A 24,828-nucleotide genomic window follows, 5' to 3' on the forward strand; every position below is an offset into this window, starting at 1 on the left:
GTCGGTGTCCAAAAGGTGAGGGAGATTTGCCCTTACAGAGCCAGAGGTGGCGCTACCCGCAGCGTCCGGATGCGCTCGTCTGCCTACGTTCATGCGTGCATCGGCAGATGGAGTCCGCACGAAACACTGGCGGCAACAGCATCGCGGCATCAGAGCTTGCTGGCGAGAACGTCAAGATTGCTGATGTCAGGTGGCGAGACGAAGAGCTCGTCGGCCCTTTCAGCTAGAGCCTTTCCAACGGGGCCGCCAAGATGTGCCTCGCGTGCTGCCTCATCCGGGAACGCGTCCACGATGCCGTACGTCGACGGGCCGAACTGAATCGCGAGCCACGGCTTGGTGCCGGGTTCCTGCTCGACGAGCGGCAGCGCCGAGAGAAGAAAATCTTCGACTGCACGTTCTTTGCCGGGTTTGGCCTCGAGCCGTACCAGCAGTGCTTTCGTAGCCATGGTTGAAACCCCCTTTCCTCGAGCAGGCAACTGGAAGCACAGAACCTTGCCGCAGAGGCGGGGTGTCCCAATCACTTCTACGTACCCACCTTGCCCACCGGCTGATGTCACAGCATCGTCCCGGCAGTCCAAAAATTCGTCGAAGAGCAGACCCCACGGGACGGTGACACAGACCGCTTCGCTATTGCGCTCGAGGCGCCCAGCGATACGGACGGCAACTTCAGCGTCTCGCTGGGCCCGCCGAGGAGTGGCGGGCAGGTCGTCGGGTGACCGACTGGGATACGGCCCTCAGTCTCCGCCAGCCCAGGATGATGCCGAGGTCTCGTACTGATAGGGCGAAGTGGGCTCCGAATATTCGGCTTGCCGGCCCAATCCCTGGCGTCCCGTCGACATCGCACACTACGAGGAGGCAAGCACGGATCAGAACGTCACTAGACAGTAGGAGATTCGAGAATGAAAGCAGTTGTGTACGACGGACCACGCGACGTCGTCGTCAAAGATGTTCCGGATGCCAAGATCGAGCATCCGACCGACGTGCTGGTGAAGGTGACCACCACCAATATCTGCGGCTCGGACCTGCACATGTACGAGGGCCGCACCGACCTGGAGCCGGGCATGGTGCTCGGGCACGAGAACCTGGGCATCGTTGCCGAGGTGGGCAATGCGGTTGTCAAGGTATCGCCAGGGGATCGCGTGTGTGTGCCCTTCAATATCGGTTGCGGTTTCTGCCGTAATTGTGAAGAGGGTCTGACGGCGTTCTGTCTGACCGCGCATCCGGATCCGAAGATGGCCGGCGCCGCCTACGGGTTCGCCGGGATGGGGCCGTTCTGGGGTGGGCAGGCCGACTATTTGCGGGTACCGTTCGGCGATTTCAATCTTCTCCGCCTCCCCGAGGACGCGCAGGACAAGGAAGCCGACTACGTGATGCTCGCCGACATCTTCCCCACCGGCTGGCACTGCACCCGACTGGCCGACATGCAGCCCGGTGATTCGGTCGTCGTGTACGGGGCCGGCCCGGTGGGTTTGATGGCCGCTTACTCGGCCATGATCCAGGGCGCCAGCAAAGTGATGATCGTAGATCGACACCCGGACCGTCTGCGCCTTGCCGAACAGATCGGCGTCATTCCGATCGATGATTCCCAGGGCGATCCGGTTGAGCAGGTCCTTGAGCAGACCCGTGGTCGGGGAGCCGACAAGGGCTGTGAATGCGTTGGCTATCAAGCCCATGACCCACAGGGACAGGAAAATTCGGCCATGACCATGAACCAGTTGGTCGATTCAGTGCGATTCACCGGGCACATCGGAGTGGTGGGTATCTTCTTGCCGCAGGACCCCAACGCGCCCGACAAATTGGAGCAGGAGGGCAAAATCGCCTTCGATATGGGCAAGTTCTGGTTCAAGGGGCAAAAGGTCGGCACCGGGCAGGCGAACATCAAGCACTACAACCGCCAGCTTCGTGACCTGATCCATGAGGGCAGGGCCAAGCCATCCTGGATCGTTTCCCACCAACTGTCGCTCGACGAGGCTCCGTCGGGCTACCAACACTTCGATGCCCGCGACGACGGATGGACCAAGGTCCTCCTCCACCCATAGAGCGGATGCGCCAAGCGGCTCCGCCGCACGGGCGGCGGGGCCGGCTCAACGCGGGCGAGGGGTGCGGCGCGCATCACGCCCTCAGGCCGATCCTTTCCGCAACCTCGCCTGGCCAGCTCGATCCGGTTCAACGGCAGGATGTTCCGACCGCTTCGTGTGCCGAACACCGAAGATGGGCGACGACCTGGCGGGCGGTCCTCGAGGGCCGCGCCGCCGATGTCATGACCGCCGCACACTCGGCCACCGGCATCGACCCAGGGCTGCGCCGCGGTCATCTCACCGAAGCTCGATGACAACAGCGGAAAGCGGCGCTCGCGCGGCTATGCGCGTCCAAAAATCGCTCCCGATAAGGAGTCTGGCAACCCATATCGGTTGTCGAACGCCCACTGCGGGCCGATCACCTGAGATTCGACTCGATCTGTCAGCACTCGAGCGGAGTACAGTTCAACTAGGGGATGTCGGGTGGGCAGTTAGGGCCCGGAAGGGCGCTTGCGATCGCCGCTTTGGGTATGCCTCCCGGCTATGTATGAGCGAACAAGTCCGATTACGGATCGTTCGAGAGCAAGGCGTGAGCATGGTTACTCCAAGGAACGACCAAACGCACAGCCCACCCGCGCGCGCCCACCCGATCGAGCAGACGTTATCAGCGGGTTTGACGGCCCTATCGCGCGTCGACTTCAGCGACTCCGACGCCGGCGAGATCATTCGAGTGGCCACCGCCGCCGTTGACGGACTCGGGCCGTGCCGGGTCGAGGCCAGTTACCGGTCGATGAATGGCGAACTCACTCGGTTTCCACCGTCGCAGTCAGTACACCCCGAGAACGAACGGCACCGCCGGTCCGACTGGGACGGCCAAGTTGACGTCGACAATGGCCGGTGGGGGTGGGCGTTCCCGTTGCGTCACCGACGTGCCGTCAACGGGTGCCTGATTGTCAGCGCCGCCGGGGCACCGACGAAGGATCAAACCCAGCTGCTGACCATTCTGGCCCAACAGACCGGCGCCGCACTGGCACATGCCGCAACCCTTGATCGCTACCGCGGCGATGTGGCGCAGTTGACGAAGTCGAATGCCGATCTGAAGGTTGCGAACCGTGAACTAGCCGCGACGGTGGCGCAGTTACAGCGGCAGACGAAGGTGCACGAAGCTTTGAGCGCAGCACAGGCCGCGGGTACGGGCGAACAAGGAATCGCCGACGCCCTCGAGGACCTGACAGGCCATTCAGTGGCCATCGAAGACCGCTTCGGCAACCTGCATTGCTGGGCCGGACCCGGACTACCACACCCCTACCCCAAACAAGGGGCGGACCAGCGCGAGCTCTTACTGCATGAAGTAGCCGCACAAAACGGCCGAGCACGAATCGGGCGGCGAGTGCTCACACTCGTCCAACCCCGGGCCGAGATCCTCGGTGTCCTCGCCATGAACGATCCGGACGATACGGTGACCGAGGACAACCTGTTCGCCCTGCACTACGGGGCCACTGTTTTGGCCCTGGAGCTTTCCCACCAGCGAGCCGTCGCGGAAATCGAACTCAACCTGCGCCGCGATCTCGTCGATGACCTGCTGGCAGGCACCGACCGGGATGGGGCCTACGCTCGTGCCGACGCTCTGAATCACGACTTGCGCTGCCCCCACTACGTGGTGGTCATGCAAAGTGTCGGTCGCACCGACAACACGCTCACAGTCGCAGCCGGGCGTGCAGCAACAGCGTTGCGGTTGAATTACTTACAAGGTCGCCATGCCGGTCTTGTCGTGCTGCTCATAGACGGCCGCCCGGATCCACAGGCGCTGCACCGCGCGATCAGTGAGGGACTCGGCAAGACCACCATCGTCGTCGGTATCGGCTCCCGATGCTTGGTGCCCGATGACTTTCCGCAGTCCTTCGTGGACGCCCGTCGGGCCATGAGCATCCGCCTGCGCTCAGTCAGCCCGGAAGGCGCAGCGGCGTTCGACGAACTCAGTTTCTATCGCCTCATCGACGCCGCCCAGGGTGATGGCGAGGTCGAGAGCTTTGTGCGCGAATGGCTGGGCACACTCCTGGATTACGACGAAAACAAGAACTCCGGCCTGGTGATGACCCTGAGCGATTACCTGGAGTGCGGTGGAAGTTACGACGAATCCGCGGCCGCACTGCACATCCACCGCAGCACCCTTCGTTACCGGCTGGCGCGCATCGCTGAACTCACCGGCCACGACCTGCGCAACGTCGACACCAGGTTCAACCTGCACGCCGCGACACGGGCGTGGCGCTTCCTGAACCCTGGTCGCTGACCGGAAGCCGGCTGCGAACGGTGCTCAGGGTGAGCCATCGCTCGACTCGCTGACAGTGATCTTGTTCGTCTGAGTGTTCTCAGCCTTCGGCACATAGACCTTCAATACGCCGTAGGCCAAGGACGCCTCGACGTCGGCTTCCCGGAGGTGGCCTGGCAGCGTGACGCGCAACTCGAACTCGCCGACGCGCCGGGTCCGGCGGCGGAAGAAGCCTTCGCGCTTGCGCTCCTTGACCTCGCCGATGACCACCAGTTCGTTGCCGTTCAGACTGACATCGACGTCCTCGCGCCGCACACCAGGAAGCTCGATCTCGATGGCGTATGCGCTGTCGGTTTCGATGATGTCGGCCGACGGCAGCCAGGCAGCTTGACCGCTCCTGTCACCAAAAACCGACTGCGCCAACCGATCCACTTCCGCATAGAGATTGTCGAAATCGTGAAATGGGCGCCCCTGCGCCTGACCAGCAGGTCCCTTCACGGATAGAGTCATGTCAGATCCTCTTCTCTTAAGTCAGTGGTTGTGTCAAAGACTGTCCCCTCGCAAGCGTCAGGGCACCTCGCACTGTGAGGACGATTTCCGGCCCGTGCTTTCACTCGCGCGGGTCAGATATGACGCGCGGTGAGGGCCTCAGAATGCCAGCCGAAACATCGTGAATACCCGCTTCCGGCTCGTCGCCAATACTTCTCCGCTGCAGTAGATCTCCGGCGCGGTCATCGTCGCCGTACATCGCTGGGCGGGCTCCGCTCGCCCCGGGTCGATGTACCGATTGCACGTTGCGACTGGCGGGGTGACTACACCGGCGGCGCCGGGCGTACGTACCCATTCGACTCAGAGACCTTGGCCAAGATCGTCCTCGCGCTCGACGGTTCGGTCAGCCGCGGGGCTGAACACGTGTGTGACACGCCCTGGCAGGGCCGCCGGCAGTTCGTTGACTCGAGCCGGACGCTGCAGTGGCAGGTCGGTGAGTGTTGTGGTCCATCGGTTCCCGGCAGCCCGGCGGATCTTCTTTCTCGAGGAGACGTTGACGCGCGGGACGGTCATGCGCCGGGGCGTCCCAGCCCGTTCGCGCACCGGCCGCTTGGCGTGGCTCGTGCCTCACCGCACGCCGTGCTCGCCGTAGCGTCCGCCCGTGACCAGGTCGCTGAGGGGTTGCAGCTGGGCCAAGGTGTCGGAATCCAGATCGACGTCGAGGGATGCGACGTTTTGATCGAGCCGATCTGCGTGGCGGGTCCCCGGGATGGGCACCACCGGGATGCCCAACCGCGGCGCTTGGGCGTACACCCAGGCCAACGCCACCTGCGCCGGCAGGACGTCAAGCCGCTGCGCGACAGTGCGCACGGTGTCGGCGATGACCTGATTCTGCCGGCCGGCGTCACCGGCGAACCTCGGGTTGCGGGCGCGGAAGTCGCTGGGGTCCAACGTCGCTGTCTGTACCGATCCGGTCAGAAACCCGCGCCCCAAGGGGGCGTACGGCACAAGGCCAATGCCCAGTTCGGCCATCACCGGTGTGACCTGCTCGACATCTCTTGTCCACAAGGAGTATTCGCTCTGCACAGCGGCGATCGGGTGCACGGCATGGGCGCGGCGGAGCAAGTCGGCGCTCACCTCGCTGAGGCCCAGGTACCGGACTTTGCCTGCGTCGACCAGTTCGGCCATCGCCCCGACGGTGTCCTCGATCTGCGCGTTGTGCGGGGGCCGATGCAGGTAGTACAGATCGATGTGGTCGATGCCCAGCCGCAACAGGGAGGCATCGCAGGACCGCTTCACGTAAGGCGGATCGCCACGGTGAACACGGGCATCGTCACCGCTGCTGCGGTCGATGCCGAACTTCGTGGCGATCTGGACCTCATCTCGCCTGTCGGCGATGCCGCGGCCCAGCAGCACCTCGTTGTGGCCGGCGCCGTACTGGTCGGCGGTGTCGAAGAATGTGACGCCCACGTCGATGGCGTGTCGGATCGTGGCGATGCTGGTGTCCCAGTCGGTGGCTCCGTAGTACTCGCTCATCCCCATGCAGCCCAGACCCTGGGCTGACACGTCGAGACCACCGAGAATGATTCGGTTCATCATCAATCCTCTGCAAGACATTGGTTTTCACGTTGGGGGTCGTGCGCGACTGTCAGCGAGTACATCGAGCGGACTGTGCGCCCCGACGCTGCGTCGCCACCTCGAAGGTTATTCACACGCTGCGTGGGCACAATGGGTGCAGTACACCCAGGATCGTCACCACGCGGCAAGCTATCCTGGGACGGCGCGGCTGTTGTTTCGAGCCGCCGGAGGCTGCGTACGCGGAGCAGCGCCGATGTCCCGCGTAGGTCGTCGCGGGGCACACCCGCACCCTCGCCTACGGACTGCTCGGCCACCGCCACCACCATCCTCCTGTCCACCAACTACGCGCTGCTGAGGATCTTCGGCTGACCGAGCACCACTAGCACCACCCAACGCAGCGCACTACCGACACGAATGCAGCCGCCAACATGGCGCACACATTTGATTGCTGCACAAAACATCACGCCGCTTCCCCACCCCACTGCCAAACCCCACCGCGGCGCACCATCACGCGGCACCCCCTGAAGACCCAACCCTTGATTCAGGCTGTATCAACGGTCTCGACACCCCGCGCCAACCGCAAACGCCGCAGCGCTTGTCCCAGCCCACTCACAACTACACCCCACCCAACTCCGGGCGCTCCGGACACAGCAGCGCCACCACCGGGCACAACAATCCGACATTGCTGCCATCTCCAGCGCCAGGCCCGTCACTGATGTAGTCGAACAAGTGCTCCCAATTCCCGACGTCCGGGAACACGACCTCGGCGGGAAGACAGCACGCTAGCTCGTAGCCGCTACCACCGGTGCGTCGGTAGCGGGCAGTGCGTATGCCTGCCAGCAGTACCGTCCCGAGGACGCCAAAGGCGCCCTGCCCCGAGCTCGCGGCCACAGCCCACGGCGGTTACTACCGCGCGCCCAACAGCTGCATCACCAGATAGACGACACCGTAGACGGCGAAGAACGCCGGCGTGATCAGCACACACAACCAGACGAACTTCACCGAAAGAGGCTGCCGCTCCTTCAAACCCAACTGACGCGCAACCAGACGGATCAGATCGCGCCCCTCTCGAGAATTGAACTTGTAGTCCACCACAGGCTCGATCCGACCCCGATCCGACAACGCCCAGATCTTCTCCCGCGTGAAAGACACAACCCGACCGCCCTTGAACTCCCAGGAAAAGGCAAGACTGGGAACCCCGGCAAACCACCGCACCTGCACCTCACGATCAGTGATAGTGAAATGCGTTGAGCGCTCCGAGACACGCCACCGATAGCTCGAACTCAAACCCGCCCGGTTCCACAGCCCCCACCACCGAGCATCCGCAATATCGAGTTGCACGTCGAAACCCTTCTTGGTGTCCACCACCGTGTACGGCGTACCTTGAGTCGCCGCCGCCACCGCATCACGAAACTCACTCATGCGCCTGACCATACGTAACTTCATCCGAGGATTCCCGGCCGACGTGTCCACGCCCACGCCTCCGAGGTCATCGACAGCGCCGTGACCACCGCCGCCAACGGCGGTCGAGCCCGCCGCAGTAAGGAACCTATGCCACCCAGCCCAGCTGCGCTGGCAGCCGTAAAAGTATTGCGGCTCAACACCTCTAATCTGAATCAACAACGACAGTCGAGATCTTGACACACCCAGCACCGCCGCCCACAAGAGTCCCTGTCAACGTCTGCGCGGCCATCTGACGGTGCACAAACTCCACGATGCCGCCGACGCGCTGCCCTCGGTGCCCGAGCGCGCTCAGACCGAAGGCACCTCGATGACCGCAGATACCAGAGCACTCGATATTCAGACCGCGTTGCGCACCAACGCGTCCCGCCCGCGGTAGCCGCCGCATCCGGGGGCGAAGGCCACCGTTGCGACGGTCCGCACGTTCAACCGCTGGATCGAGGCGGACTGGGGATTCTTTGACCAGGAATGGATTTTCGCCGCGCCATACATCACGCTGTGCAAGCCCGGCGCCGCCGTGCGGGAACTCGAGCACGACGCCCGATTCGAATCACCTTGGACGACAGCCGCGAGATCTGCCTCCAGCCGACGAAATCTGACCTTTCGCCGCTACTTCGACGTCAGCGATCCGTGACAACAACTCTCGCCCGACCCAGTGCGTAGATCGCCGCAACCGAATCATCGACCTGCATCTTGTCGCGCTCGATCAGCTGGACGGAGGGAAAGTAGACCCCCGGCCTGTCATAGCTGACGCGTTGGGTAGCGTTGTGCGACATTGAACCTTGTTTCAGTTGGGAAGGTTCGGTAAACGGGCCGTCGACGCCGTAGGGGTTCCACGCAAGTTCAGCTGGTTTGCTGGAATCGCCGGCCATGTCGATCTCAGCACGGAAATTCACCGTCTCGCCCACACTGACCTGAACGCTGTTGGCTCCATTGGCTGTCAGATGGACCGTTGGCTGCACACCGCGGCGCTCCGCCGCTGATGGAGGAACCACGACCTGTCCGTCCACGACCTTCATCGATGTCGAATCTGCAGGCGGACGGCCCTTTTCAGCCCACGCTGCAACATCGAGCAATGCGCGTTCCAATATCCCCGTGTAGTCGATCAGCCGAGGTGTCCGCCCAGGGGCTATGTGGTCGGCGTTGTCGTTGAGCCACAGGCGGAAAATGTCGTCGTATCGATCGCCGACCGCCGCGCGGACCTGCCTGCTGTACCAGTCGCCGTGCCATGGAAAAGCGTCGGCGTCAAGCAGATTGCTGACCATGATCATCTTTGCGTTGACGTTGCCCGTGTGCGTTCCGCCACCGCTGACGCCTTGGGAAATCGCAGCACCCGCCAGCCACGCCCGCTGCGGATAGCGCGGACTTCCATCGTGGGCGCGGTAATGATCGTAGACGTCGAACCCCGGGCGATCAGGTACCTGGTGACGGGCGTAGGTCGCCAATGCCAAGTACCAGTTGTTATCAACCCGAATGCGCATACCCCGGTGCAGCTTGTCCCCGGCCACGGAGGAAACGGTCACCGAACCGGTGCCTGAATCGAGGGTCCCCCGCACCGACGACCCCTCGACAGACGGGACGTCGATATCCACTATCCCGGCGTAGCCGGTGTTGGGCAGTCCCGCCACCATGAGCTCAACGTCCGAACCGCCGTCGAGGACCTCGACCCGGTCGATGGTGACCTCGCGGTCAAGACGAAGGTCTCTGATCCGTTGACCCAGCGGCGAACTCTCGGTTCCGAGGTATCCCGGTTGCGTCCAGAAGTCTTCGCTATAGGTCGGATCCGCCAGCCTGACCTGGTCGGCGAAACCCAGCAAACCGTCGGCAGCGTCTAGACCAAGAAGGTAGCGGTAGTCCTCCCACGCCCGCAGTGGGACCCCGATCGCGGTGACCTCGCGTAGCACGGCACGCTCGGCGTCGTCGAGGGAGCCATAAGGGTCGCCATGACCACCGGGGGCCACTGCGTCGGCAATCAGCGGTGCCTTGTCGCGCAGGATCAGGCGCGCCAACACACGGATGAAGAAGTTGTTGGGAATCGAACTGGGGTCTCCCACGATGTAGGGCACACCACCATCCCATACGCCCGTGGTGTTTTCGAGAGCACCAACGGTTTGGTACGACCCCCCGCTGCCACCCCAGATGTATCCGTAGATATGTTGCGATGTCCCGTAATGGCGTTGTGCGATTTCGCGTGAGAGTTTCGCGGCTGCTGCGTCTGCGCGGTATCCCCCGCTGCTGCTGGTCTGGACTACATACCCGCCGTTGGTGGCAGCGAACGTGATCGCCCGATCGGTGGCGTTCTCGTCGTAAAGCGGGTAGACACTCTGAAAGAATCGGCCCTGCCATTGCTCCTGGGGCGGCAGATAGATGTTGAAACGAACGTCCGTGCCGGTGAAGTGCCCCGAAATCTTCTGATGTGCAACAGGTTCAGAGGCTTCGATCTCGATGTCGATCACTGGCCGTTCGTACTCTTCATCCACACAGTCGCCGGTTATCACCATCGCCGTTCCTTCATCGGACGCCGCGCATGCACGCGGCAGTGGTGTGCTGCAGCCGATCGTGGCCGCCAGCATGACCAGGCTCAGACCGACCCTGATCACGGAATAAACAGATCGGCGAGTTCGTCGAGCAGCGCGATGACACCTTTGGGGTCCTTGCCCACTGGTATGGCGCCGGCGACCAGCTCGTCGAGCGGGAGGGTGCGCCGAGCGATTGCCCTCGTCAGCTTGGCGGTCGGCTCCACCAGGGTGCGGCGCCGGTCATCTTCGTCGATGACGGTCGTGACCAGGCCTTGATCACTCAATCCCGCTACACACTTCGAGACGTAGCCTTGGGTGAAACCAGTCCGCCCAACGATATCGCCGATCGCGCTGCGCGGGTACAGCGCAACGTCGCCGAGCACCAGGCGTTCCGCTGGATTGGACATCGCATCCTGCGGCTCTAGATCGACCTGACGGGACAGTGCGATCAGCCGCTTGCCGAGCAAGTGCATTCGTTGGCGGTCCACCCCGTGACTATAGCTCACTAAAAATGCATTTTTTTCAATGTATCTTTGGTTTTGTGCCCGCCCCGTCCAACCAGCCGGCGACGGCCTGATCAACTCGACAACCGAAAGGTATTGCCGCTTCTCATGTCAATTGCCACCACAGCGCGCCGCGGCTACGCGCTCCTCATCCTCCTTACCCTGACGCTGACAGGCTGCAGCGCACCAATCGAGACGACCGCTACCGAACGCGCTGAAGGCACATCCGAGGCCACAGTTACAAGCCCTCCACCGACGTCTGTTGTCATCGAGCATCTACCTCTGCCGCCGACGGCACCGACGCCGACCGCCGGCAGCTGTGATCACGCAGCCAATGCCAACGGCACCGGCTGCATCAGTGCCGGTCGAGACGGCATTCGCGGGCTCCGAACCTTCACCTGGGACAGCCACCATCTACTGGCCGGGATCACGTACGCGGGAGCCTCCGCCGACTCCGTCTTCACCGGACCTCAGCTGATCCTGGTCAAGACCGACGGCGCACTGTTTCCCAATGGGGACGGCTGGAAGTGCCTCACCTGCGGCGTATCCGAGGGAAACCGGCTCGGCGCGAACGACACAACTGACGTCTCTTACCCGGAGGCATTTCGCGACGGAAAGCGGGTCAAGTTCGGCAGGAACGTGCTGGATTGCGGGACGGTGGACGTCATCGACTGCGACCCGACGGCGAACACCACCCACATCTACCCCATTCGCTCTCCCTTCCCCTCACCCAACGGTGGTCAAATGCGGGAACTACGATTGCATCCCGACAATGAGCACCTGGGCTGGAACCAGATGTTCCTCACTGCAGGCATGACAGACGCGACCCAATTCGGTGCGTTTGGACGCATGACCTTCAACGGTGCAGCAAACCCGCCGGCCTACGAGGTGAGCAACGTGTCCTTCCTCCTGGGCGAAAGTCCGGGCACATCAGGTCGATTCATCGAGGTGGCGCAGCCACCCACCGATGAAAAGCCCGGTCAGCTGCACCTTGCCGAGAGTGCCGGTGTCATCGGCGAATTCCGCGGCTTCACCAACGACGGCACCGCTGCCCTCGGTATCGGTACACAGGAGTCATGGAACTTCGACATCTTTGCCACCGATCTGACCTCGGGAGAATCAACACGATTCAGCCGTGACCCGGCATATACAGATCCCGTAGTGATGGCACCGGATGACACCGCGCTGGTTCTCGCAGACGGGCGAGTGGACAACCACACCGGCAAGCCAGGGGCCAATCAGCCCGAAAGTGACGGACGGATGTACTTCGCCAGCGCACTGCCGGGTGTCCCGCCTCTGGTAGATCTCGCGGCCGGAAGCGCCATCGGCAACCTGTACAACAATCAGTACGGGCTTCCGCCCGCCCCCGGTGTCTCCCCGAACGACGACACCAGTGGTAGAAGATTCTTCCAGCCTTATGTAATCGAGCTCGACGAGCGACGGTCGCCAGAATCCGGCCAGAGCACAATCCACGACGGCTATCAGCTCAACGGTGGTGGCGACACCACTCCCGGCAACGGTGGCATCAGCGACCCGCTGTGGAATGCCGGAGCCGACCCCGCCTGGTCCCCAGACGGCACCGCAATTGCGTACTACCAGCTCTTGGTCGGCCCGCCGGCCTGTGCGCACACGACACCCGAGCCTGCACCCTGCCCCATGTCGACAGAGCCCGGCGGACGGATGTCACGGCTGATGATCGCGCGGCTCACTGACCGGGAGCCGCTACCCCCTCAGCCACAACCACAACCCGTGCCCGACAGCATCCCGTGGGGTCTGGAGTACCAGGTCGGAGACCCACTGCCACCCAAACGGCCCGAGGTAGCAGCTGGTGTCTACACACTGACCGGAGTGCAAGGATCAGCGAACGTCGAAATCGCCCACGGCCCTGCCGCTTTCCCAGGCCACGGTACGGCGGTCAACCGCGTCAAGGTCACATACCGCGGATACAGCTCCGACGGCCGCACAGTCGTGGACGGCATCGAAGAATCCATCAAGGAGACAGGACCACTGCGCTACACCTGGCATTCTGACATCACACTGTCGGGCGAGCACTCTGGTACGCGAAAATCTACCGGTACCAATGGATTCGTCGTCCAGTCACCCGGTCTCGCGCAACCGCCGACAATCTCCGGCACAATGACCACCACTCTCGACGGCCAGATATTCACCTCGCCCGAAACCGGCTCGTGAAGCACACACACTTTCACTGCAGAGCCGGCGGGGTATGCCCCGTTCCAGCTACTCGGCCTCACCATCCCCTCGTCCTCAAACACCATCTGCACTCCCCTACCTGCGATTGAGCTTCGTTCCGGAGATGTCCTGGGACGAATCGCCAGGACAGGGTGGTGGTTGAACAGGTCGAAGTCGTTGATACTTGCCTGCCTGTGAGGTGAGCGTTCTTCTCGGGCCGTCACCCCTGCGATTACGGCCGCAAGCGCGTTTCCTGACTGCACCCCACGTGCACACCCTTGCTGCCTGTTTTGAGGAATCAGTAGATGGGGGCGCCGTGGTGGGCCGGCATCTATCGTGTCGGTTGCCACGCAATGTGACATACGGGTATGTCGCGAGCTGCACTGTTGCGCCAATTGCCTTGATCCTGACATCCGTCTTGTCGCCGACTTGGTGACGAATCCACGGACTCGTTTCTCGCCCTCAGGCAGATCGGGAAACGGTACGTACCCCGATTCATCTACCTTGATCGAGTGTCTTCATCGAGCGCGAGCTCGGCTAGTGCAGATCGCACCGCCGTCGAGGTGGAAGGGCTGTCGTCGGTGTCACCGAACCGGCCCATCAGCACGTAGTAGAACGGGCAGGTCACGATGAGTCCGACAATCCAGGAAACATCGACTCCGCCAAGCCGTTCCGCTAGCGGACCGACATAGAGCGCGGTGCTCAGGAAGGGTACCTGGACGGCAATACCGACAAAGTAGGAGACGACCGCGGGACCGTTGACCTTGCCGTAGCGGCCGCCGTCCTGTTCGAACATTGCGGCGATGTCGTAGTGACCGTGCTTGATGACGTAGTAGTCCACCAGGTTGATCGCGGTCCACGGGATCAGCACACACAGCAGGATCTGCAGGAAGTTGGTGTAGTTCACCAGAAAGTTGTCCGCCCCGAATAACGCCACCGCCAAGGCCACCACGAAGATCACCGTCGCGGTGATGACACGGCTCATCGCCCGAGGTACCCAGTTGGCGAACAGGGTCTGGCCGATGGTGATCGTCGACAACGAGCCGCAGTAGACGAACATCGCGCTCTGCGAGATCAGCGCCACGCTGATCACGATGATCACCAACGCACTCACGCCACTGGTCAACTGCGCCAGCCCCTCGACAGGCCCGAGTTCGGCAGCGGCGGCACCGATCACGGCACCGAGCATCATCGGTACGATCGCACCGAGAACCGCGCCCCAGTAGGTCGCGTAGAACGCCGGCTTCACACCGGTATCCTTGGGCATGTAGCGCGTGTAGTCGGATACAAAAGGCGCACAAGAGATCAGCCACAGCGCCGACAGAGATAGAGTGCCCATGACACCGAATGTCGTCACGTTGCCTGCCGACCAGGTGGTCTCAGGCACCCCGTTGACCGCCAGCATCCAAATGAAGGCGACTGTGATACCCAAGCCCGCGACGATGCTCATCAGACCGGCGAAGCGGTGGATGAACTTGTACCCCACCACCGCGGCGAGCGTAGCGACCACTCCGATGAGTGCAATCCCCAGATTGTCCGGCATGTGCAGGACTGCAGCGACCGACTGCCCGCCGAGCACCAAATTCGACGCGAAGAATCCGATGTACATCAGCACTACGAGAACAATCACCAAAAGACTTCCGTACGAACCGAACTGTGCCCTGGTCTGCAACATCTGCGGGACGCCGGTCTGTGGTCCCTGAGCGGCATGGAGCGCCATGACAACCCCGCCGACGAGGCAGCCCACGGCCATGATCAGCCCCGCCGCCCAGAGTGGGAGGCTGTAGATGGTGGTGCTCAGGAAGCCAGTAGCGGTGGCGGCCAGTGTCAAACCGGTACCGAACCAGATGGTGAAAAGGTCGCGGGCCTTCCCATGTCGTTCATTGAGGGGGATGTGCTCTACAGTCCGTGCTTCTACTGTGCTGCTGTCTATTTCGGCCATGACGTTGGTCTTTCTCGAGGGGTATGGGAAAACGGTTAGCTCGGCCAAACTTGCTGCCCACCGGCAAAACTGTCGAGCCACCGCTTCGTGAGTTCGACATTGTTGAACGAGAAGACGTGCAAGCCGGCGATCGCGGCCGGGTTGCGCTTCGTCACCTCGACGATGAGGTCAGTGGGCTCGAAATGCGATGCCCCCATCAGCTTCAGCGCCGAGGACTTGTTCTTCTTGAGATAGGACAGCGAGCTGCCGACCCCGAGCCGGGCGGAGATCTTGGCCAGTTTGATCCGGTCGACGTGTCCTGGCACCCCCAGGTGCACGGGCAGCTCGATCCCTGACTCGCGGAGTTCCACCGACCACGAGGCGATGGCTGCAGCGTCGAAGCACATCTGGGTCGACAGGTGGCCGTACAACTCGGCGTCCCGGAGGAAGTCCTGCTTTCGATGCAGGCTCTGGGCCAACCGTTCCCGGTCCACCAGCCCGTGCCCATCGGGGTAGGCGGCGAACCCGAATCCGCGGATCGCGGTGCTCAGCTCCCTGTACGCCTTCGCCGCCGCCAAGGCCTCGACGAACGGTCCGTCATGGTGCGCATCGCCACCGATCATGAACGCTTCGGTAACGCCGAGGTCATCGAACCGCGCCACCAGCTCGCGCAGTTCTTCGTGGCTGCGGAGTTGGCGCGCAGCGATGTGCGGTACTGCGTTGTGTCCACGCCGGCGCAGCTCGGTGACCAGCTCGAGCGTGGCGCCCAGACCGTGCTTCGGTGAACAGGTCACCGACAGTCGGGTTCCGGGCGACAGTGCATCAAGATGCTCGTACACCGATTTCAGCGGAATCAGCTCGATCCGGATGGTGGCTGGATCCCACCGCCCCCCGACGGGGAAATAACCGCGTGCATCCGGTGAAGTGGACACGATCCGAGGTCCTCCAGGTAGTGATCAGATGAACGGGATCTTGTGTGATGTGGCGCTATGATCCCCGCCGGGACTCTTGATGATCAGCCTGGCATCGGCGGGAACGTCGGAAGGCACCAGCGCGACGGCGATGTTGCGGTCCAGTGCATAGGACCACACTGCCCAGCGGACGACGCCGATCTCTGCACCTGACTCGTCGGCAACGGGCCAGAACGATTCGAACAGCGGCCACTCTTCGCGGTCGGAGACCAGACCGATGGTTTTGCGGGCCGGTCCGGCATCGCGGACCTTCCGCAGTGCGTCGCGCCCGATGAAGTCCGCTCCGTCGAGGTCCAGGAACCCACCCAAGCCGGCTTCCAACAGATCCATGTCGGAGTTGGTGGCGTACTGGGTGTCCAGAATCCCCTGCTCCACAGCACGGTTCAGGTTGGGACCGGTCACCAAGATGTTGTGCTTACGCCCGGCCTCGCGGACCGCGTCCCAGGCGTCGACGGCGTGAGCCGTGCCGACAGGGTAGACCTCGTACCCCGCTTCCTTGCTCCAGCCGGTGTTGGAGATGACAACCTCGACGCCAGCAAGTTCAGTGGTCATGCAATGAAACCGTTTGAGGGAAGCGAGGTCTCCCTGGACCAGCGGTACCAGGACCTCACGTGCGAGCGGACCCTGCACCTGAAAGGGAGCCACGTCGGCCTCTTTGACTGTGACGTCGAAGCCGCCGGCCTTGGCCAGGCCGTAGGCCCACAGGCTGACATCGACGTCGGAGTGCGAGAACCACACGACGTCCTCGGCGGGACGCAGGATGATCATCTCGGACATGATCTTGCCGTTCTGGTCACACAACGGTGAGTACTTGCAGCCGCCGACCGGGAGCTTTGAAAGATCGCGAGGTGCGAGGTAATCGGCAAACCTCAGGGCATCAGGTCCACGGAACTCGGCCTGGCGCTCAGCGCCGACGTCCCACAACGTCACACCGCCGACGATGGCGTCGTACTCGGCCCTGGGGTCGTTGGCGTATACGAACGGCATGTAGGTGTGGTTGTACACTCCCCACTCCAAGGCACCCTCTTGCAGAGTGCGCTCGAAGTACGGTGACCGGCGGGTGATGTACAGCAAGTTCTGACGGGTCAAGGTGGTCATGATGTTCCTTCCTAGTGCTTCTTACTGCCTGGTTCAGGAAAGCCGGTTGGTGTCGAAGTACTCGACGACGCGAGTCACGACACCCGACTCGGTCTCGGCGATCATGGCGAACTCAAAGTCCATCCTTGATCCGTCTGCGATCACAATGGCGGTCATTCGTCCTTCGGCACAGGCTCTTTCGTCGCTGCCGATGATCCAGTAGAGCTGGACATCGACGTCGCTGAGCTCGTCGACTGCTGACTGGTTGGTCAACCGCACATCCTCGGCACCCACTAGCGGCCGCGTGTGCAACGGATCAATGAAAATGCCGTTCTCGCCGAAGATCTCGGCTATGGCGTTGTTATCGCGGCGAATCCAGGCCTGCGCGAGGCTTCTGATCGCAGTTTCGGCATTCATCGGTTCTGACCCTTCCGGTCACTGGTGTTGTCGAGGACGGTGATGTGAGCCGGGGCGACGCCATCGAGCGCGGTGACGCCTGTCTCGCCGAACGCGCGGGCGAAACAAGTGTGGGCAGCGGTGGCCGCGTCGTCGAAACCACTGTCGTGCAACAGCATCAAGCGGGATTCGCTGACACCGCACCAACCCAGGATGCCGTCGCGGACCAAGCAGTCCAATGCGGCCGCGTAACCCCGCTCGCGGAACGTGTGCGCCGACCCGCCGGTGGTGAGCAGGAACGTGAAGGGTCGCGGCCTCAGCAGACTTCCTTCGGGGTCGTTGGCGAACTCGTAGGCCCAGCCGTTGCTCCACACCCGGTCGAACCAGCCTTTGAGCATGGCCGGGAACCCCAGCCACCACAACGGGCTGAGGATCACGATTTCGTCGGCGCGGTCCACCCTGGCCTGTTCCTCGAGCAGCGAGGACTCCAGCCTTCCCCCCTCGAACTGGGCGTAGTCCTGCGCTTTGAACACAGGATCGAAGCCCTCGCCGTACAGGTCGGCAACCTCGTGGTGACGCTCGGCCGCAGCTAGGCCTGCGGTGTAATGGGCCAGGATCTGTCTACCCAACGAGGCGGCCTTCGGATGACACGACACCACTAACGTGTGGGAGGTGCCGATGGCCGACTCAGACATGGAGGATGGTCCGGTTCTGGTGGATGTGCACCCGGTCCTCGACGTGCAGGGCGACCGCTCGAGCGAGCACGTTGCGCTCGACGTTCTTCCCTCGGCGCTGCATGGTCGCGGTGTCGTCGGTGTGGCCGACGTGCTCGATGCCCTGCTCGATGATGGGCCCGGCGTCCAGTTCGGCGGTGGCGTAGTGCGCGGTGGCACCGATGATCTTCACGCCGCGCTCGTAGGCCCGCTGGTACGGCTGGGCGCCGACGAAGGCAGGCAGCAGCGAATGGTGGATGTTGATCACCGGCACGCCGACGTCACGTAGGAAGCCATCGGTGAGGATCTGCATGTAACGGGCCAGCACCACGAAGTCGATCTGGTGCTCGCGCAACAGCTCGAGCATCCGGGACTCGGCCTGCGGGCGGATTGCAGAGTTCGCCGGTACGTGCACGAACGGGACCCCGAATCTCTGCACCCGGTCCCGCAGCTGATCGTGATTGGAGATGACCAGCGGCACGTCCACCGCGAGGTCACCGTTCTGTACGCGCCACAGCAGGTCGAGAACGCAGTGGTCTCCCGTCGAACACAGGATCGCCATCCGCTTGCGCCGGTCCGCCGGCGCGGTCCGGTAGTCCATCCGGAACCGAGCGCCGATCTCGGACATCACAGCGTTGGCTGCGTGCACAACGTCACGGGGAATGTCGAGGGTCAGTCGCAGGAAGAACATCCCGGATTGCTGGTCCGATATGAACTGGCTCAACTCGCGGATGTTCCCGCCGATATCGGCCATCCGCGACGTCAGCGCGGCGATGATGCCTGGTTGGTCACGACAGGCCGCGAGGATCCGAATGGTCGTCATCAGCGTGTCTGTGTCGGTATCGGCTGGTACAGCCGACGCCTGCCGCATATTTCTCACCAACTTAGGATTCGAGGTGTCGGTCCGCGTGGGTGGCCGATGAGGGGCCGATCTGGTTACGCGGTTGCCAACAACTGTGCAACGCGAGAAGACCGAGATGATTGGTGCACGTGCACAATCATGGGGCGAGGCCGATGTTCACGCGCATAGCGTCACAACAGTGCGGGATCTGAGCGCAACCACGACGAGAGGACTGTGACGGCGATGACCATCGCCCAAGACATGCTGGCTCTCAGTCACGCCGTCCATCAAGGTACTGGCCTCGCGGGCCTGGTCACGGTGGTGCGACGGGTTACCGCCGGCCCTGCCGCGTTCGTCGACATGCGTGGGAGTCTGTTGGCGTCGGCGCCCACCCGAGCGCAGTGGCCACTGGCTGATGTCCCCCGCTGGACGCCCGGCACCACGACACTGGGTGATCCGGTCGTCAACGTTCACCCCGTGGCAATGTCCGGCACCGTCGAGGCGCTGATGCTGGTGCACGGCGACGATGAGCATGCCGATCTGTGCCATATGGCAGCCGAGCTGGCGGGACTGGAGCTCGCGCGGCTGCAGGCCAATCTCGCCGGCCGCCGAGAACTCGCCTCTCAGATTCTCGAGGACATCTTCGGCGGGCTGTTGCGAGGTGCAGAGGCGCGTGGCCGGCTCGCTTCGGTGGGCATCGACATCGGGGCGAACCGGCCCTACACGGTGGTGGTCGGCCGATGTGACAGCGCGGGCGCCGATCTGAGCATGCGTCCCTGGAACCTTCATGCGTTGCTCAACGGCACAGGTGATCCCTATGTCCGCGCCACCATCGATGACGAAATCGTCTTGGTGGTACCCGATTCCGACGGGGTCGGCGCAGTGGCCTCGGCGCTGTTACAGCATTTGAGGACCATCGAACACCGCGCGTCGGTGGGAATCGGACCCCCGGCTCCGGACCCGTTGTCACTGACCATCAGTTACCACCAGGCGCGGGACGCCTCGCGTGGCGATGCGGTGTCCAGCGCCAGACCGCTGAACCTCGGATATCTATTGCTCGGGCTGTCCGACCGGTTGCCCTTGGTGGCGTTGAGCACAAAAGCACTCGAGCCCATCGTCACCCACGATCGCGAATCCGAGAGCGGACTACTCGATACTCTGGTCACGTACCTGAGGTGCGACTGTTCGGTCACCGACACCGCCGCGCAGCTGTTCATACACCGCAACACGCTGCGCTATCGGCTGAAACTGATCCAACAGCTGACCGGGTGGTCGCCCGACACGTTCGAAGGACGACTGCACTTTTGGATCGCGACCCGCGGTCACGAGCTGGAGCAGGACGAACAACGGATGAGGCGAGGCGAGGCGTGACGGCGGATGCCACCGTGCACGGCACGGTCCGGGGAGTCAATGGACTGTGGATGCGCACTCCGGATATCGAGGATTCGCGGGAGTTCTACCAGGCCTTGACCGCACCCGCGCGGACGCGGCTCTCCTTTCTGCAGTCCACACAGCCGGCCTCGTGGCTGGTCGCCTTCGGCGCGACGGACGTCGAGTCGGTCATCACACGCAGTGTGGCAGCCGGTGCGCGGGTACTGGGAGCCGTCGAGCAGACCGCCGTCGTCGAGTTGGAGGACCCCCGCGGGGTCAGATTCGGGCTGTCCGGCGCCGGGCCCGAGTTCATCACGTCCACTCCGGCCGTCGGCGACGTCATCCTCGCCGATCTCTACACCGGCGATCTGGATTACGAATGCAACTTCTATTCAACGACTTTCAACGTCACCGTCGACGTCCTGCCCGACGACCCCGTCGACTATGTTCAGTTCAGTTCCGAAGGCCGACACGTGGCAGGAATGCTGGACAGGTCCTCGTTCCTCGCTCCAGGGACGCCCGAGCACTGGATGCCGTACCTGTACTTCGACCAGGTGGAACGAGCAGTCACCCGGGCGACCACACTGGGCGGACTGGTGGTGGTGCCCACCACGCCCAGCCCGACCGGCGCCTATGCGGTGGTCATGGATCCGCTCGGCGCTCTGGTCGGGTTGTGGGACGGTGCGTCACTGGAGGCTTGCCGGCAGGACAGCGCGACGATCATCCCGACGTGCCTCTGATCGGGTGGCGTTGAGGGCCGGCCACGCAGACAGAGTGTTGAGTGCCGTGCGACTCGAGGCGCCATCGTGGATCGCACGGTCCCCGAGGAGTGGCATTCGCCAACCGGCCATCACCCTCAGTCATACCGAGCCGTCAGCCGTTCGCGGCCGGAGCGAATGAAGCACTGGCGCGGTAGGCGAGATAGCCGCGCTGGATGGCGATCTGGTCGGCGAGGTATTTCGCGTCATGCCAGACACCCCAGATGAAACTCGACCCCCGACGGGTCTGCCATGGCAGGCCGAGGAAGAACACTCCCGGCTCCGCGGCCACCCCGCGCTGGTGCAGCGGCCTGCCTTTGTCGTCGAAAGCGTCGACCTGCAACCAGCTGTAATCGGCTGCGTACCCGGTTGCCCAGACGATGGCGGTGACACCTGCCGCTGCGAGGTCGAGTTCGAGGACCGGATTCGTGATGCAGTCCGGATCCGGGCCGAACAGCCGCGCTTCTGGTTCTTCCGGGAGGTCGAGACCGTTACGCGCGACGAAGTCATCTGCCTCGTCGAGCATGGACAGATAGCTCGCATCGCCGTTGTCGACGTTGCGCTTCAAATCCGGGGCGATGGTGAGCACACCGTCTTCGAACGATCTGGCCATACCCAGAAGAGTGATTCCGCCGGAAGCAAGTGCACGAAAGTCGACGGTGTGTCCACCCTGGGCTCCGCTGACTGCGATCGTCACATGCTCGGCCCCTCGAGGTGGCGTCAGCATGTTCCACTTGCCGAGAACTCCGAGCCACCAGCAGAAGTCGCGACTTCGATAGCTGCGTGGGGGCCGATCGTGCGGTCCCACCGCGAGGTAGACCTGCCGTCCTGACTGGCGCAGTTCGGCGGCGATCTGCACCCCGGACGACCCGGCGCCGACCACCAGCACGGCGCCGGCAGGCAACTGCTGCGGGTTGCGGTATTCGTTCGAATGGAGCTGAGTGATGCCAGTGGAGTCCGGAACCACCTTCGGGATCACCGGATTCTGAAACGCACCGGTGGCCGCGACCACGTACTCTGCATGGAGCAGCCCCTCGGACGTCTGAACCTCGAAACCTTTTTGCCCCTGCAGCTTTCGCACAGATTGCACATCGACACCAGTGCGGATGGGCGCCTCGAACGCTTCTGCGTACGCGACGAAGTAGTCTGCTACCTGCTCTTTGGTGGCGAAGGAGTCGGGATCGATGTCGAAACGGCGACCGGGAAACCGGTCGTGCCATGCCGGTCCGTTTGCCACCAGCGAGTCCCAGCGCCACGACCGCCACCGCTCCGCGACGCGGGCACGCTCGAGCACGAGGTGAGGCACCTCGTGCGAGGTCAGATGCTCACTCATCGCGATACCGGCCTGTCCCGCCCCGACCACGAGAACTTCGACCTTCTGGGTTGACATCCCGACCTCCGAATTCACCGCACACTGTGCACGCGGGTTAGCTGTTTCATTTCCGTGTGACTCGCCACCGCGCGTGAGCACCGCTCATCTCCGGCCGGCACGGGCGCGATCAATCCCGGTCCACGCCAACGCAATCGCGGCATCCAGTAGCGCCTTCTGCGCGCTCTGGCCGACGCAGAAGGCCGCGAACTCACGCTGATGGTTGGTGGCCGGCAGCGACCCGATGCCGACGTAGGGGTGGATGGCGGGTACGACCTGCGACACGTTGCCCATATCGGTTGAAGCGCGGTTCATTCGCGCGGCCACACCGTTCGGGGCAAATTGCCGTCCGAGTTCGGTGGCGTTGGCGGTGTACCAGCCCAGTGCTGCTGTGTCGGCGCGAAATTCAGCATACGGCTGGCTTTCGGGTTCGATCTCGAGGGCACAGCCGGTGGCGAGTGCCCCGGCTTCGAAACATCTCATCACCTTCGGTTCCAACTCGGCCAACTCCGCCAGCGTCTCCGCCCGGACATACCACCGGCCCGAGCTGTGTTCAGGGACGGCGTTGGGGGCGTCGCCGGCATGTGTCACCACTCCGTGTACGCGGGTGCCCGAGGGCAGGTGCTGACGCAACAGGCCGATGGCGACCTGAGCGATGGTGAACGCGTCGGCGGCGTTGATCCCCTCCTCCGGGTAGGCCGCAGCGTGTGCCGATTTGCCGGTGTAGCTGACGCGGGAGTGACTGACCGCGAACGGGCGTGCCTCGGCGACGTCGACGGGTCCAGGATGGACCATCATCGCCAGATCGACACCTACGAATGCACCACGATCGAGCATCTCGATCTTTCCGCCGCCGCCCTCTTCCGCGGGGGTGCCGTAGACCTCCACGGTGACGCCGATATCGTCGGCCACCTGGGCCAGCGCCAGCGCCGCACCCACCGTGCTGGCGGCAATCAGATTGTGGCCGCAGGCGTGCCCGAGACCGGGTAGTGCGTCGTATTCGGCACAGATCGCCAACCTGATCGGTCCGTCGCCGTAGCGGGCCAGGAATGCGGTGTCGAGACCGAGGTAGCGTGGCTCGACCTCGAAACCCGCACGGTCCAGCAGCACCGGAACCCTGGCCGCGGCGCGGTGCTCTTCCCACGCGGTTTCCGGCTCGGCATGCAGGGTTGCCGACAACGCGACGAGGTCGGTGGCGAACCGGCTCACCGTCGCCTGCGCTGCGACCTTCGTGGGGTCGGCTGCAGCCGACGTCATCGCAACGCCGTCGTATACGGCCATCAGAGATCACCGGGTACGCCGTAGGACGGTGCGGTCCACGGATCCAGCGCGCGCGCCAGGTAGGTGTCACGTTGGGGCAGCCACAGGTCGACCAGTCGCCCCAGCTCCCCCACCGGATCGTCATGCCAGTCCACCCGCAGGTCGGTCACCCGCCACGGCACGTCACCCACAACTGCCAGTCCTGCCGAGTGGATCGGACCCTCCTCTCCCCCGGCCGCGACGGCGGCCTGTACGGCGGCCAGCAGTCGCTTTTCGAGTTCGCCGTCCTGGGCATCGAACGCTTCCGTCATCACCTGCGGCACATCGGGATTGGCCAGCATATTTCCTGCGGCCACCGCGTGGGTGCTGGACCAGCCGGCGTGCACACCCAGCGTCTGATCTCCGCTGTACCACGCGCCGGGACCGGTACGCCCGATGAGCGTGAGTTGCCGGTAGGCGATGCCGTGGGCCGATTCGACCACAGCGGAGAGGGCGTGCTCACTGTCTGGAGTTCGAGAGAGGTTGTCCAGCAGTTGGACTCCGAGTCCGGGATGGGTCACGTTCTGCGAGGCCGCGGCGCCGACACCGGAGCGTAGGTGGATGCATCGTGCTGCGACCGCCGGGCTCGAAGAACACACCGCCATGCCGAATTTGCCATCATGGCGTCCGACGATGGAGAACGTCATCGCTGCTCGTCCGGAATCACTGCGATGGCGTCGATCTCACACAGCCATTCCGGTCGTGCCAGCGCCGACACCACAACCCCCGTGGAAATGGGATGAACACCGCGGGTCCATCTGCCGACCGTCCGGTACACCACTTCTCGGTAGCGGGGGTCGACCAGATAAATGGTCAACTTGACCAGGTGGTCCATCTTGCTGCCGGCCTCTTCGAGCAACAGGTTGATGTTGGCCATCGCCCGTTCAGCCTGCGCCCCGACATCGCCGATACCGACCGATTCACTGGTCTCCAGGTCCTGTCCGATCTGCCCCCGGACATAGACGGTGCCGTTGGCCACAACCGCCTGGCACAGATCGTTGTCGAGATTCTGCTCGGGGTAGGTGTCTTTGGTGTTGAACGGACGGATCCTGGTGTGAACGGTCATCGGTCTCTACCCTTCTGGT

22 protein-coding genes are annotated in these 24,828 nt (G+C 63.4%); 6 read left to right on the top strand and 16 right to left on the bottom strand.

The window, feature by feature from the left end; translation table 11 throughout:
- Positions 1–149: 149 nt before the first annotated feature.
- Entirely contained in the window at positions 150–446 is a 297-nt protein-coding gene (locus tag AC3A6P_RS31580; protein ID WP_487696325.1) for a putative quinol monooxygenase, read from the bottom strand.
- Between the two features lie 453 nt (positions 447–899).
- Here AC3A6P_RS31580 and AC3A6P_RS31585 point away from each other — a divergent pair, with 453 nt between their 5' ends.
- Positions 900–2,039 (top strand): glutathione-independent formaldehyde dehydrogenase, encoded by a 1,140-nt coding sequence (locus AC3A6P_RS31585; protein WP_487696326.1) that lies wholly within the window; start codon positions 900–902, stop codon positions 2,037–2,039.
- A gap of 574 nt (positions 2,040–2,613) precedes the next feature.
- Positions 2,614–4,308: a PucR family transcriptional regulator gene (locus tag AC3A6P_RS31590; protein WP_487696386.1), complete on the top strand. Its 1,695-nt coding sequence runs from the start codon at positions 2,614–2,616 to the stop codon at positions 4,306–4,308.
- A gap of 24 nt (positions 4,309–4,332) precedes the next feature.
- On the opposite strand, the gene AC3A6P_RS31595 is transcribed toward AC3A6P_RS31590, so the two are convergent.
- The 3 genes from AC3A6P_RS31595 to AC3A6P_RS31605 all read right to left on the bottom strand — a co-directional run bounded on the left by AC3A6P_RS31595 (position 4,333) and on the right by AC3A6P_RS31605 (position 7,776).
- Positions 4,333–4,797 (bottom strand): Hsp20/alpha crystallin family protein, encoded by a 465-nt coding sequence (locus AC3A6P_RS31595; RefSeq protein WP_487696327.1) that lies wholly within the window; start codon positions 4,795–4,797, stop codon positions 4,333–4,335.
- A 606-nt stretch (positions 4,798–5,403) separates the two neighbouring features.
- On the bottom strand, positions 5,404–6,375 hold the full coding sequence (locus AC3A6P_RS31600) for an aldo/keto reductase (protein WP_487696328.1): 972 nt from the start codon (positions 6,373–6,375) through the stop codon (positions 5,404–5,406).
- An 885-nt stretch (positions 6,376–7,260) separates the two neighbouring features.
- Complete coding sequence (locus AC3A6P_RS31605) at positions 7,261–7,776, bottom strand: hypothetical protein (RefSeq protein WP_487696329.1); 516 nt, start codon at positions 7,774–7,776, stop codon at positions 7,261–7,263.
- Between the two features lie 277 nt (positions 7,777–8,053).
- Here AC3A6P_RS31605 and AC3A6P_RS31610 point away from each other — a divergent pair, with 277 nt between their 5' ends.
- Positions 8,054–8,194 carry a hypothetical protein gene (locus AC3A6P_RS31610; protein WP_487696330.1) on the top strand — a complete coding sequence of 47 codons (141 nt, stop codon included), beginning with the start codon at positions 8,054–8,056 and terminating at the stop codon, positions 8,192–8,194.
- Positions 8,195–8,435: 241 nt separating this feature from the next.
- Here the strand turns inward: AC3A6P_RS31610 and AC3A6P_RS31615 are convergent, their stop codons facing one another.
- Together AC3A6P_RS31615 and AC3A6P_RS31620 are read right to left on the bottom strand one after the other, a co-directional pair.
- Positions 8,436–10,316: a hypothetical protein gene (locus AC3A6P_RS31615; protein WP_487696331.1), complete on the bottom strand. Its 1,881-nt coding sequence runs from the start codon at positions 10,314–10,316 to the stop codon at positions 8,436–8,438.
- Between the two features lie 95 nt (positions 10,317–10,411).
- Positions 10,412–10,822 carry a helix-turn-helix domain-containing protein gene (locus tag AC3A6P_RS31620; RefSeq protein ID WP_487696332.1) on the bottom strand — a complete coding sequence of 137 codons (411 nt, stop codon included), beginning with the start codon at positions 10,820–10,822 and terminating at the stop codon, positions 10,412–10,414.
- Between the two features lie 123 nt (positions 10,823–10,945).
- Between AC3A6P_RS31620 and AC3A6P_RS31625 the strand changes: the two genes are divergently transcribed.
- Positions 10,946–13,027, top strand: coding sequence for a hypothetical protein (locus tag AC3A6P_RS31625; RefSeq protein WP_487696333.1), 2,082 nt, complete (start codon positions 10,946–10,948; stop codon positions 13,025–13,027).
- A 499-nt stretch (positions 13,028–13,526) separates the two neighbouring features.
- Here the strand turns inward: AC3A6P_RS31625 and AC3A6P_RS31630 are convergent, their stop codons facing one another.
- Genes AC3A6P_RS31630 through purU form a run of 6 tightly spaced genes read right to left on the bottom strand, consistent with a single transcriptional unit; the run spans position 13,527 to position 18,928 of the window.
- Complete coding sequence (locus tag AC3A6P_RS31630) at positions 13,527–14,969, bottom strand: purine-cytosine permease family protein (protein ID WP_487696334.1); 1,443 nt, start codon at positions 14,967–14,969, stop codon at positions 13,527–13,529.
- Positions 14,970–15,004: 35 nt separating this feature from the next.
- Positions 15,005–15,880 carry a methylenetetrahydrofolate reductase gene (locus AC3A6P_RS31635; RefSeq protein ID WP_487696335.1) on the bottom strand — a complete coding sequence of 292 codons (876 nt, stop codon included), beginning with the start codon at positions 15,878–15,880 and terminating at the stop codon, positions 15,005–15,007.
- Between the two features lie 24 nt (positions 15,881–15,904).
- A complete protein-coding gene (locus AC3A6P_RS31640; RefSeq protein ID WP_487696336.1) occupies positions 15,905–17,017 on the bottom strand; it encodes a glycine cleavage T C-terminal barrel domain-containing protein in 1,113 nt (370 codons plus the stop codon).
- 33 nt (positions 17,018–17,050) lie between these two features.
- The gene (locus AC3A6P_RS31645) at positions 17,051–17,413 is read right to left on the bottom strand and encodes a nuclear transport factor 2 family protein (RefSeq protein ID WP_487696337.1); all 363 of its coding nucleotides are present in this window, start codon (positions 17,411–17,413) and stop codon (positions 17,051–17,053) included.
- The gene (locus tag AC3A6P_RS31650; protein ID WP_487696338.1) at positions 17,410–18,087 is read right to left on the bottom strand and encodes an NAD(P)H-dependent oxidoreductase; all 678 of its coding nucleotides are present in this window, start codon (positions 18,085–18,087) and stop codon (positions 17,410–17,412) included. The genes AC3A6P_RS31645 and AC3A6P_RS31650 overlap by 4 nt, the downstream gene beginning before the upstream one ends.
- Positions 18,080–18,928: a formyltetrahydrofolate deformylase gene (purU, locus tag AC3A6P_RS31655; RefSeq protein ID WP_487696339.1), complete on the bottom strand. Its 849-nt coding sequence runs from the start codon at positions 18,926–18,928 to the stop codon at positions 18,080–18,082. The genes AC3A6P_RS31650 and purU overlap by 8 nt, the downstream gene beginning before the upstream one ends.
- A 261-nt stretch (positions 18,929–19,189) precedes the next feature.
- Between purU and AC3A6P_RS31660 the strand changes: the two genes are divergently transcribed.
- On the top strand, positions 19,190–20,317 hold the full coding sequence (locus AC3A6P_RS31660) for a PucR family transcriptional regulator (protein WP_487696340.1): 1,128 nt from the start codon (positions 19,190–19,192) through the stop codon (positions 20,315–20,317).
- The gene (locus tag AC3A6P_RS31665) at positions 20,314–21,057 is read left to right on the top strand and encodes a VOC family protein (protein ID WP_487696341.1); all 744 of its coding nucleotides are present in this window, start codon (positions 20,314–20,316) and stop codon (positions 21,055–21,057) included. Before AC3A6P_RS31660 ends, AC3A6P_RS31665 begins: the two co-directional genes overlap by 4 nt.
- Positions 21,058–21,190: 133 nt before the next feature.
- On the opposite strand, the gene AC3A6P_RS31670 is transcribed toward AC3A6P_RS31665, so the two are convergent.
- The 4 genes from AC3A6P_RS31670 to AC3A6P_RS31685 all read right to left on the bottom strand — a co-directional run bounded on the left by AC3A6P_RS31670 (position 21,191) and on the right by AC3A6P_RS31685 (position 24,809).
- Positions 21,191–22,465 (bottom strand): flavin-containing monooxygenase, encoded by a 1,275-nt coding sequence (locus AC3A6P_RS31670; RefSeq protein WP_487696342.1) that lies wholly within the window; start codon positions 22,463–22,465, stop codon positions 21,191–21,193.
- An 84-nt stretch (positions 22,466–22,549) separates the two neighbouring features.
- Positions 22,550–23,725: a M20 family metallopeptidase gene (locus AC3A6P_RS31675; RefSeq protein ID WP_487696343.1), complete on the bottom strand. Its 1,176-nt coding sequence runs from the start codon at positions 23,723–23,725 to the stop codon at positions 22,550–22,552.
- Positions 23,725–24,390, bottom strand: a complete 666-nt coding sequence (locus tag AC3A6P_RS31680) for a DUF1028 domain-containing protein (RefSeq protein WP_487696344.1) — start codon at positions 24,388–24,390, stop codon at positions 23,725–23,727. Before AC3A6P_RS31680 ends, AC3A6P_RS31675 begins: the two co-directional genes overlap by 1 nt.
- Positions 24,387–24,809, bottom strand: coding sequence for a RidA family protein (locus tag AC3A6P_RS31685; RefSeq protein WP_487696345.1), 423 nt, complete (start codon positions 24,807–24,809; stop codon positions 24,387–24,389). Before AC3A6P_RS31685 ends, AC3A6P_RS31680 begins: the two co-directional genes overlap by 4 nt.
- Positions 24,810–24,828 lie beyond the last annotated feature (19 nt).

It is taken from the genome of Mycobacterium sp. Soil_C_30 (assembly GCF_057656995.1).

What these genes read in the sequence shown, in the direction of transcription:
- purU (WP_487696339.1), bottom strand. Translation starts at nt 18,928, where the DNA reads ATGACGACCATTCGGATCCTCGCGGCCTGTCGTGACCAACCAGGCATC.
- AC3A6P_RS31600 (WP_487696328.1), bottom strand. Translation starts at nt 6,375, where the DNA reads ATGATGAACCGAATCATTCTCGGTGGTCTCGACGTGTCAGCCCAGGGT.
- AC3A6P_RS31670 (WP_487696342.1), bottom strand. Translation starts at nt 22,465, where the DNA reads ATGTCAACCCAGAAGGTCGAAGTTCTCGTGGTCGGGGCGGGACAGGCC.
- AC3A6P_RS31680 (WP_487696344.1), bottom strand. Translation starts at nt 24,390, where the DNA reads ATGACGTTCTCCATCGTCGGACGCCATGATGGCAAATTCGGCATGGCG.
- AC3A6P_RS31660 (WP_487696340.1), top strand. Translation starts at nt 19,190, where the DNA reads ATGACCATCGCCCAAGACATGCTGGCTCTCAGTCACGCCGTCCATCAA.
- AC3A6P_RS31590 (WP_487696386.1), top strand. Translation starts at nt 2,614, where the DNA reads ATGGTTACTCCAAGGAACGACCAAACGCACAGCCCACCCGCGCGCGCC.
- AC3A6P_RS31675 (WP_487696343.1), bottom strand. Translation starts at nt 23,725, where the DNA reads ATGGCCGTATACGACGGCGTTGCGATGACGTCGGCTGCAGCCGACCCC.
- AC3A6P_RS31615 (WP_487696331.1), bottom strand. Translation starts at nt 10,316, where the DNA reads ATGGTGATAACCGGCGACTGTGTGGATGAAGAGTACGAACGGCCAGTG.
- AC3A6P_RS31650 (WP_487696338.1), bottom strand. Translation starts at nt 18,087, where the DNA reads ATGTCTGAGTCGGCCATCGGCACCTCCCACACGTTAGTGGTGTCGTGT.
- AC3A6P_RS31685 (WP_487696345.1), bottom strand. Translation starts at nt 24,809, where the DNA reads ATGACCGTTCACACCAGGATCCGTCCGTTCAACACCAAAGACACCTAC.
- AC3A6P_RS31595 (WP_487696327.1), bottom strand. Translation starts at nt 4,797, where the DNA reads ATGACTCTATCCGTGAAGGGACCTGCTGGTCAGGCGCAGGGGCGCCCA.
- AC3A6P_RS31605 (WP_487696329.1), bottom strand. Translation starts at nt 7,776, where the DNA reads ATGAGTGAGTTTCGTGATGCGGTGGCGGCGGCGACTCAAGGTACGCCG.
- AC3A6P_RS31645 (WP_487696337.1), bottom strand. Translation starts at nt 17,413, where the DNA reads ATGAATGCCGAAACTGCGATCAGAAGCCTCGCGCAGGCCTGGATTCGC.
- AC3A6P_RS31585 (WP_487696326.1), top strand. Translation starts at nt 900, where the DNA reads ATGAAAGCAGTTGTGTACGACGGACCACGCGACGTCGTCGTCAAAGAT.
- AC3A6P_RS31640 (WP_487696336.1), bottom strand. Translation starts at nt 17,017, where the DNA reads ATGACCACCTTGACCCGTCAGAACTTGCTGTACATCACCCGCCGGTCA.
- AC3A6P_RS31625 (WP_487696333.1), top strand. Translation starts at nt 10,946, where the DNA reads ATGTCAATTGCCACCACAGCGCGCCGCGGCTACGCGCTCCTCATCCTC.
- AC3A6P_RS31580 (WP_487696325.1), bottom strand. Translation starts at nt 446, where the DNA reads ATGGCTACGAAAGCACTGCTGGTACGGCTCGAGGCCAAACCCGGCAAA.
- AC3A6P_RS31630 (WP_487696334.1), bottom strand. Translation starts at nt 14,969, where the DNA reads ATGGCCGAAATAGACAGCAGCACAGTAGAAGCACGGACTGTAGAGCAC.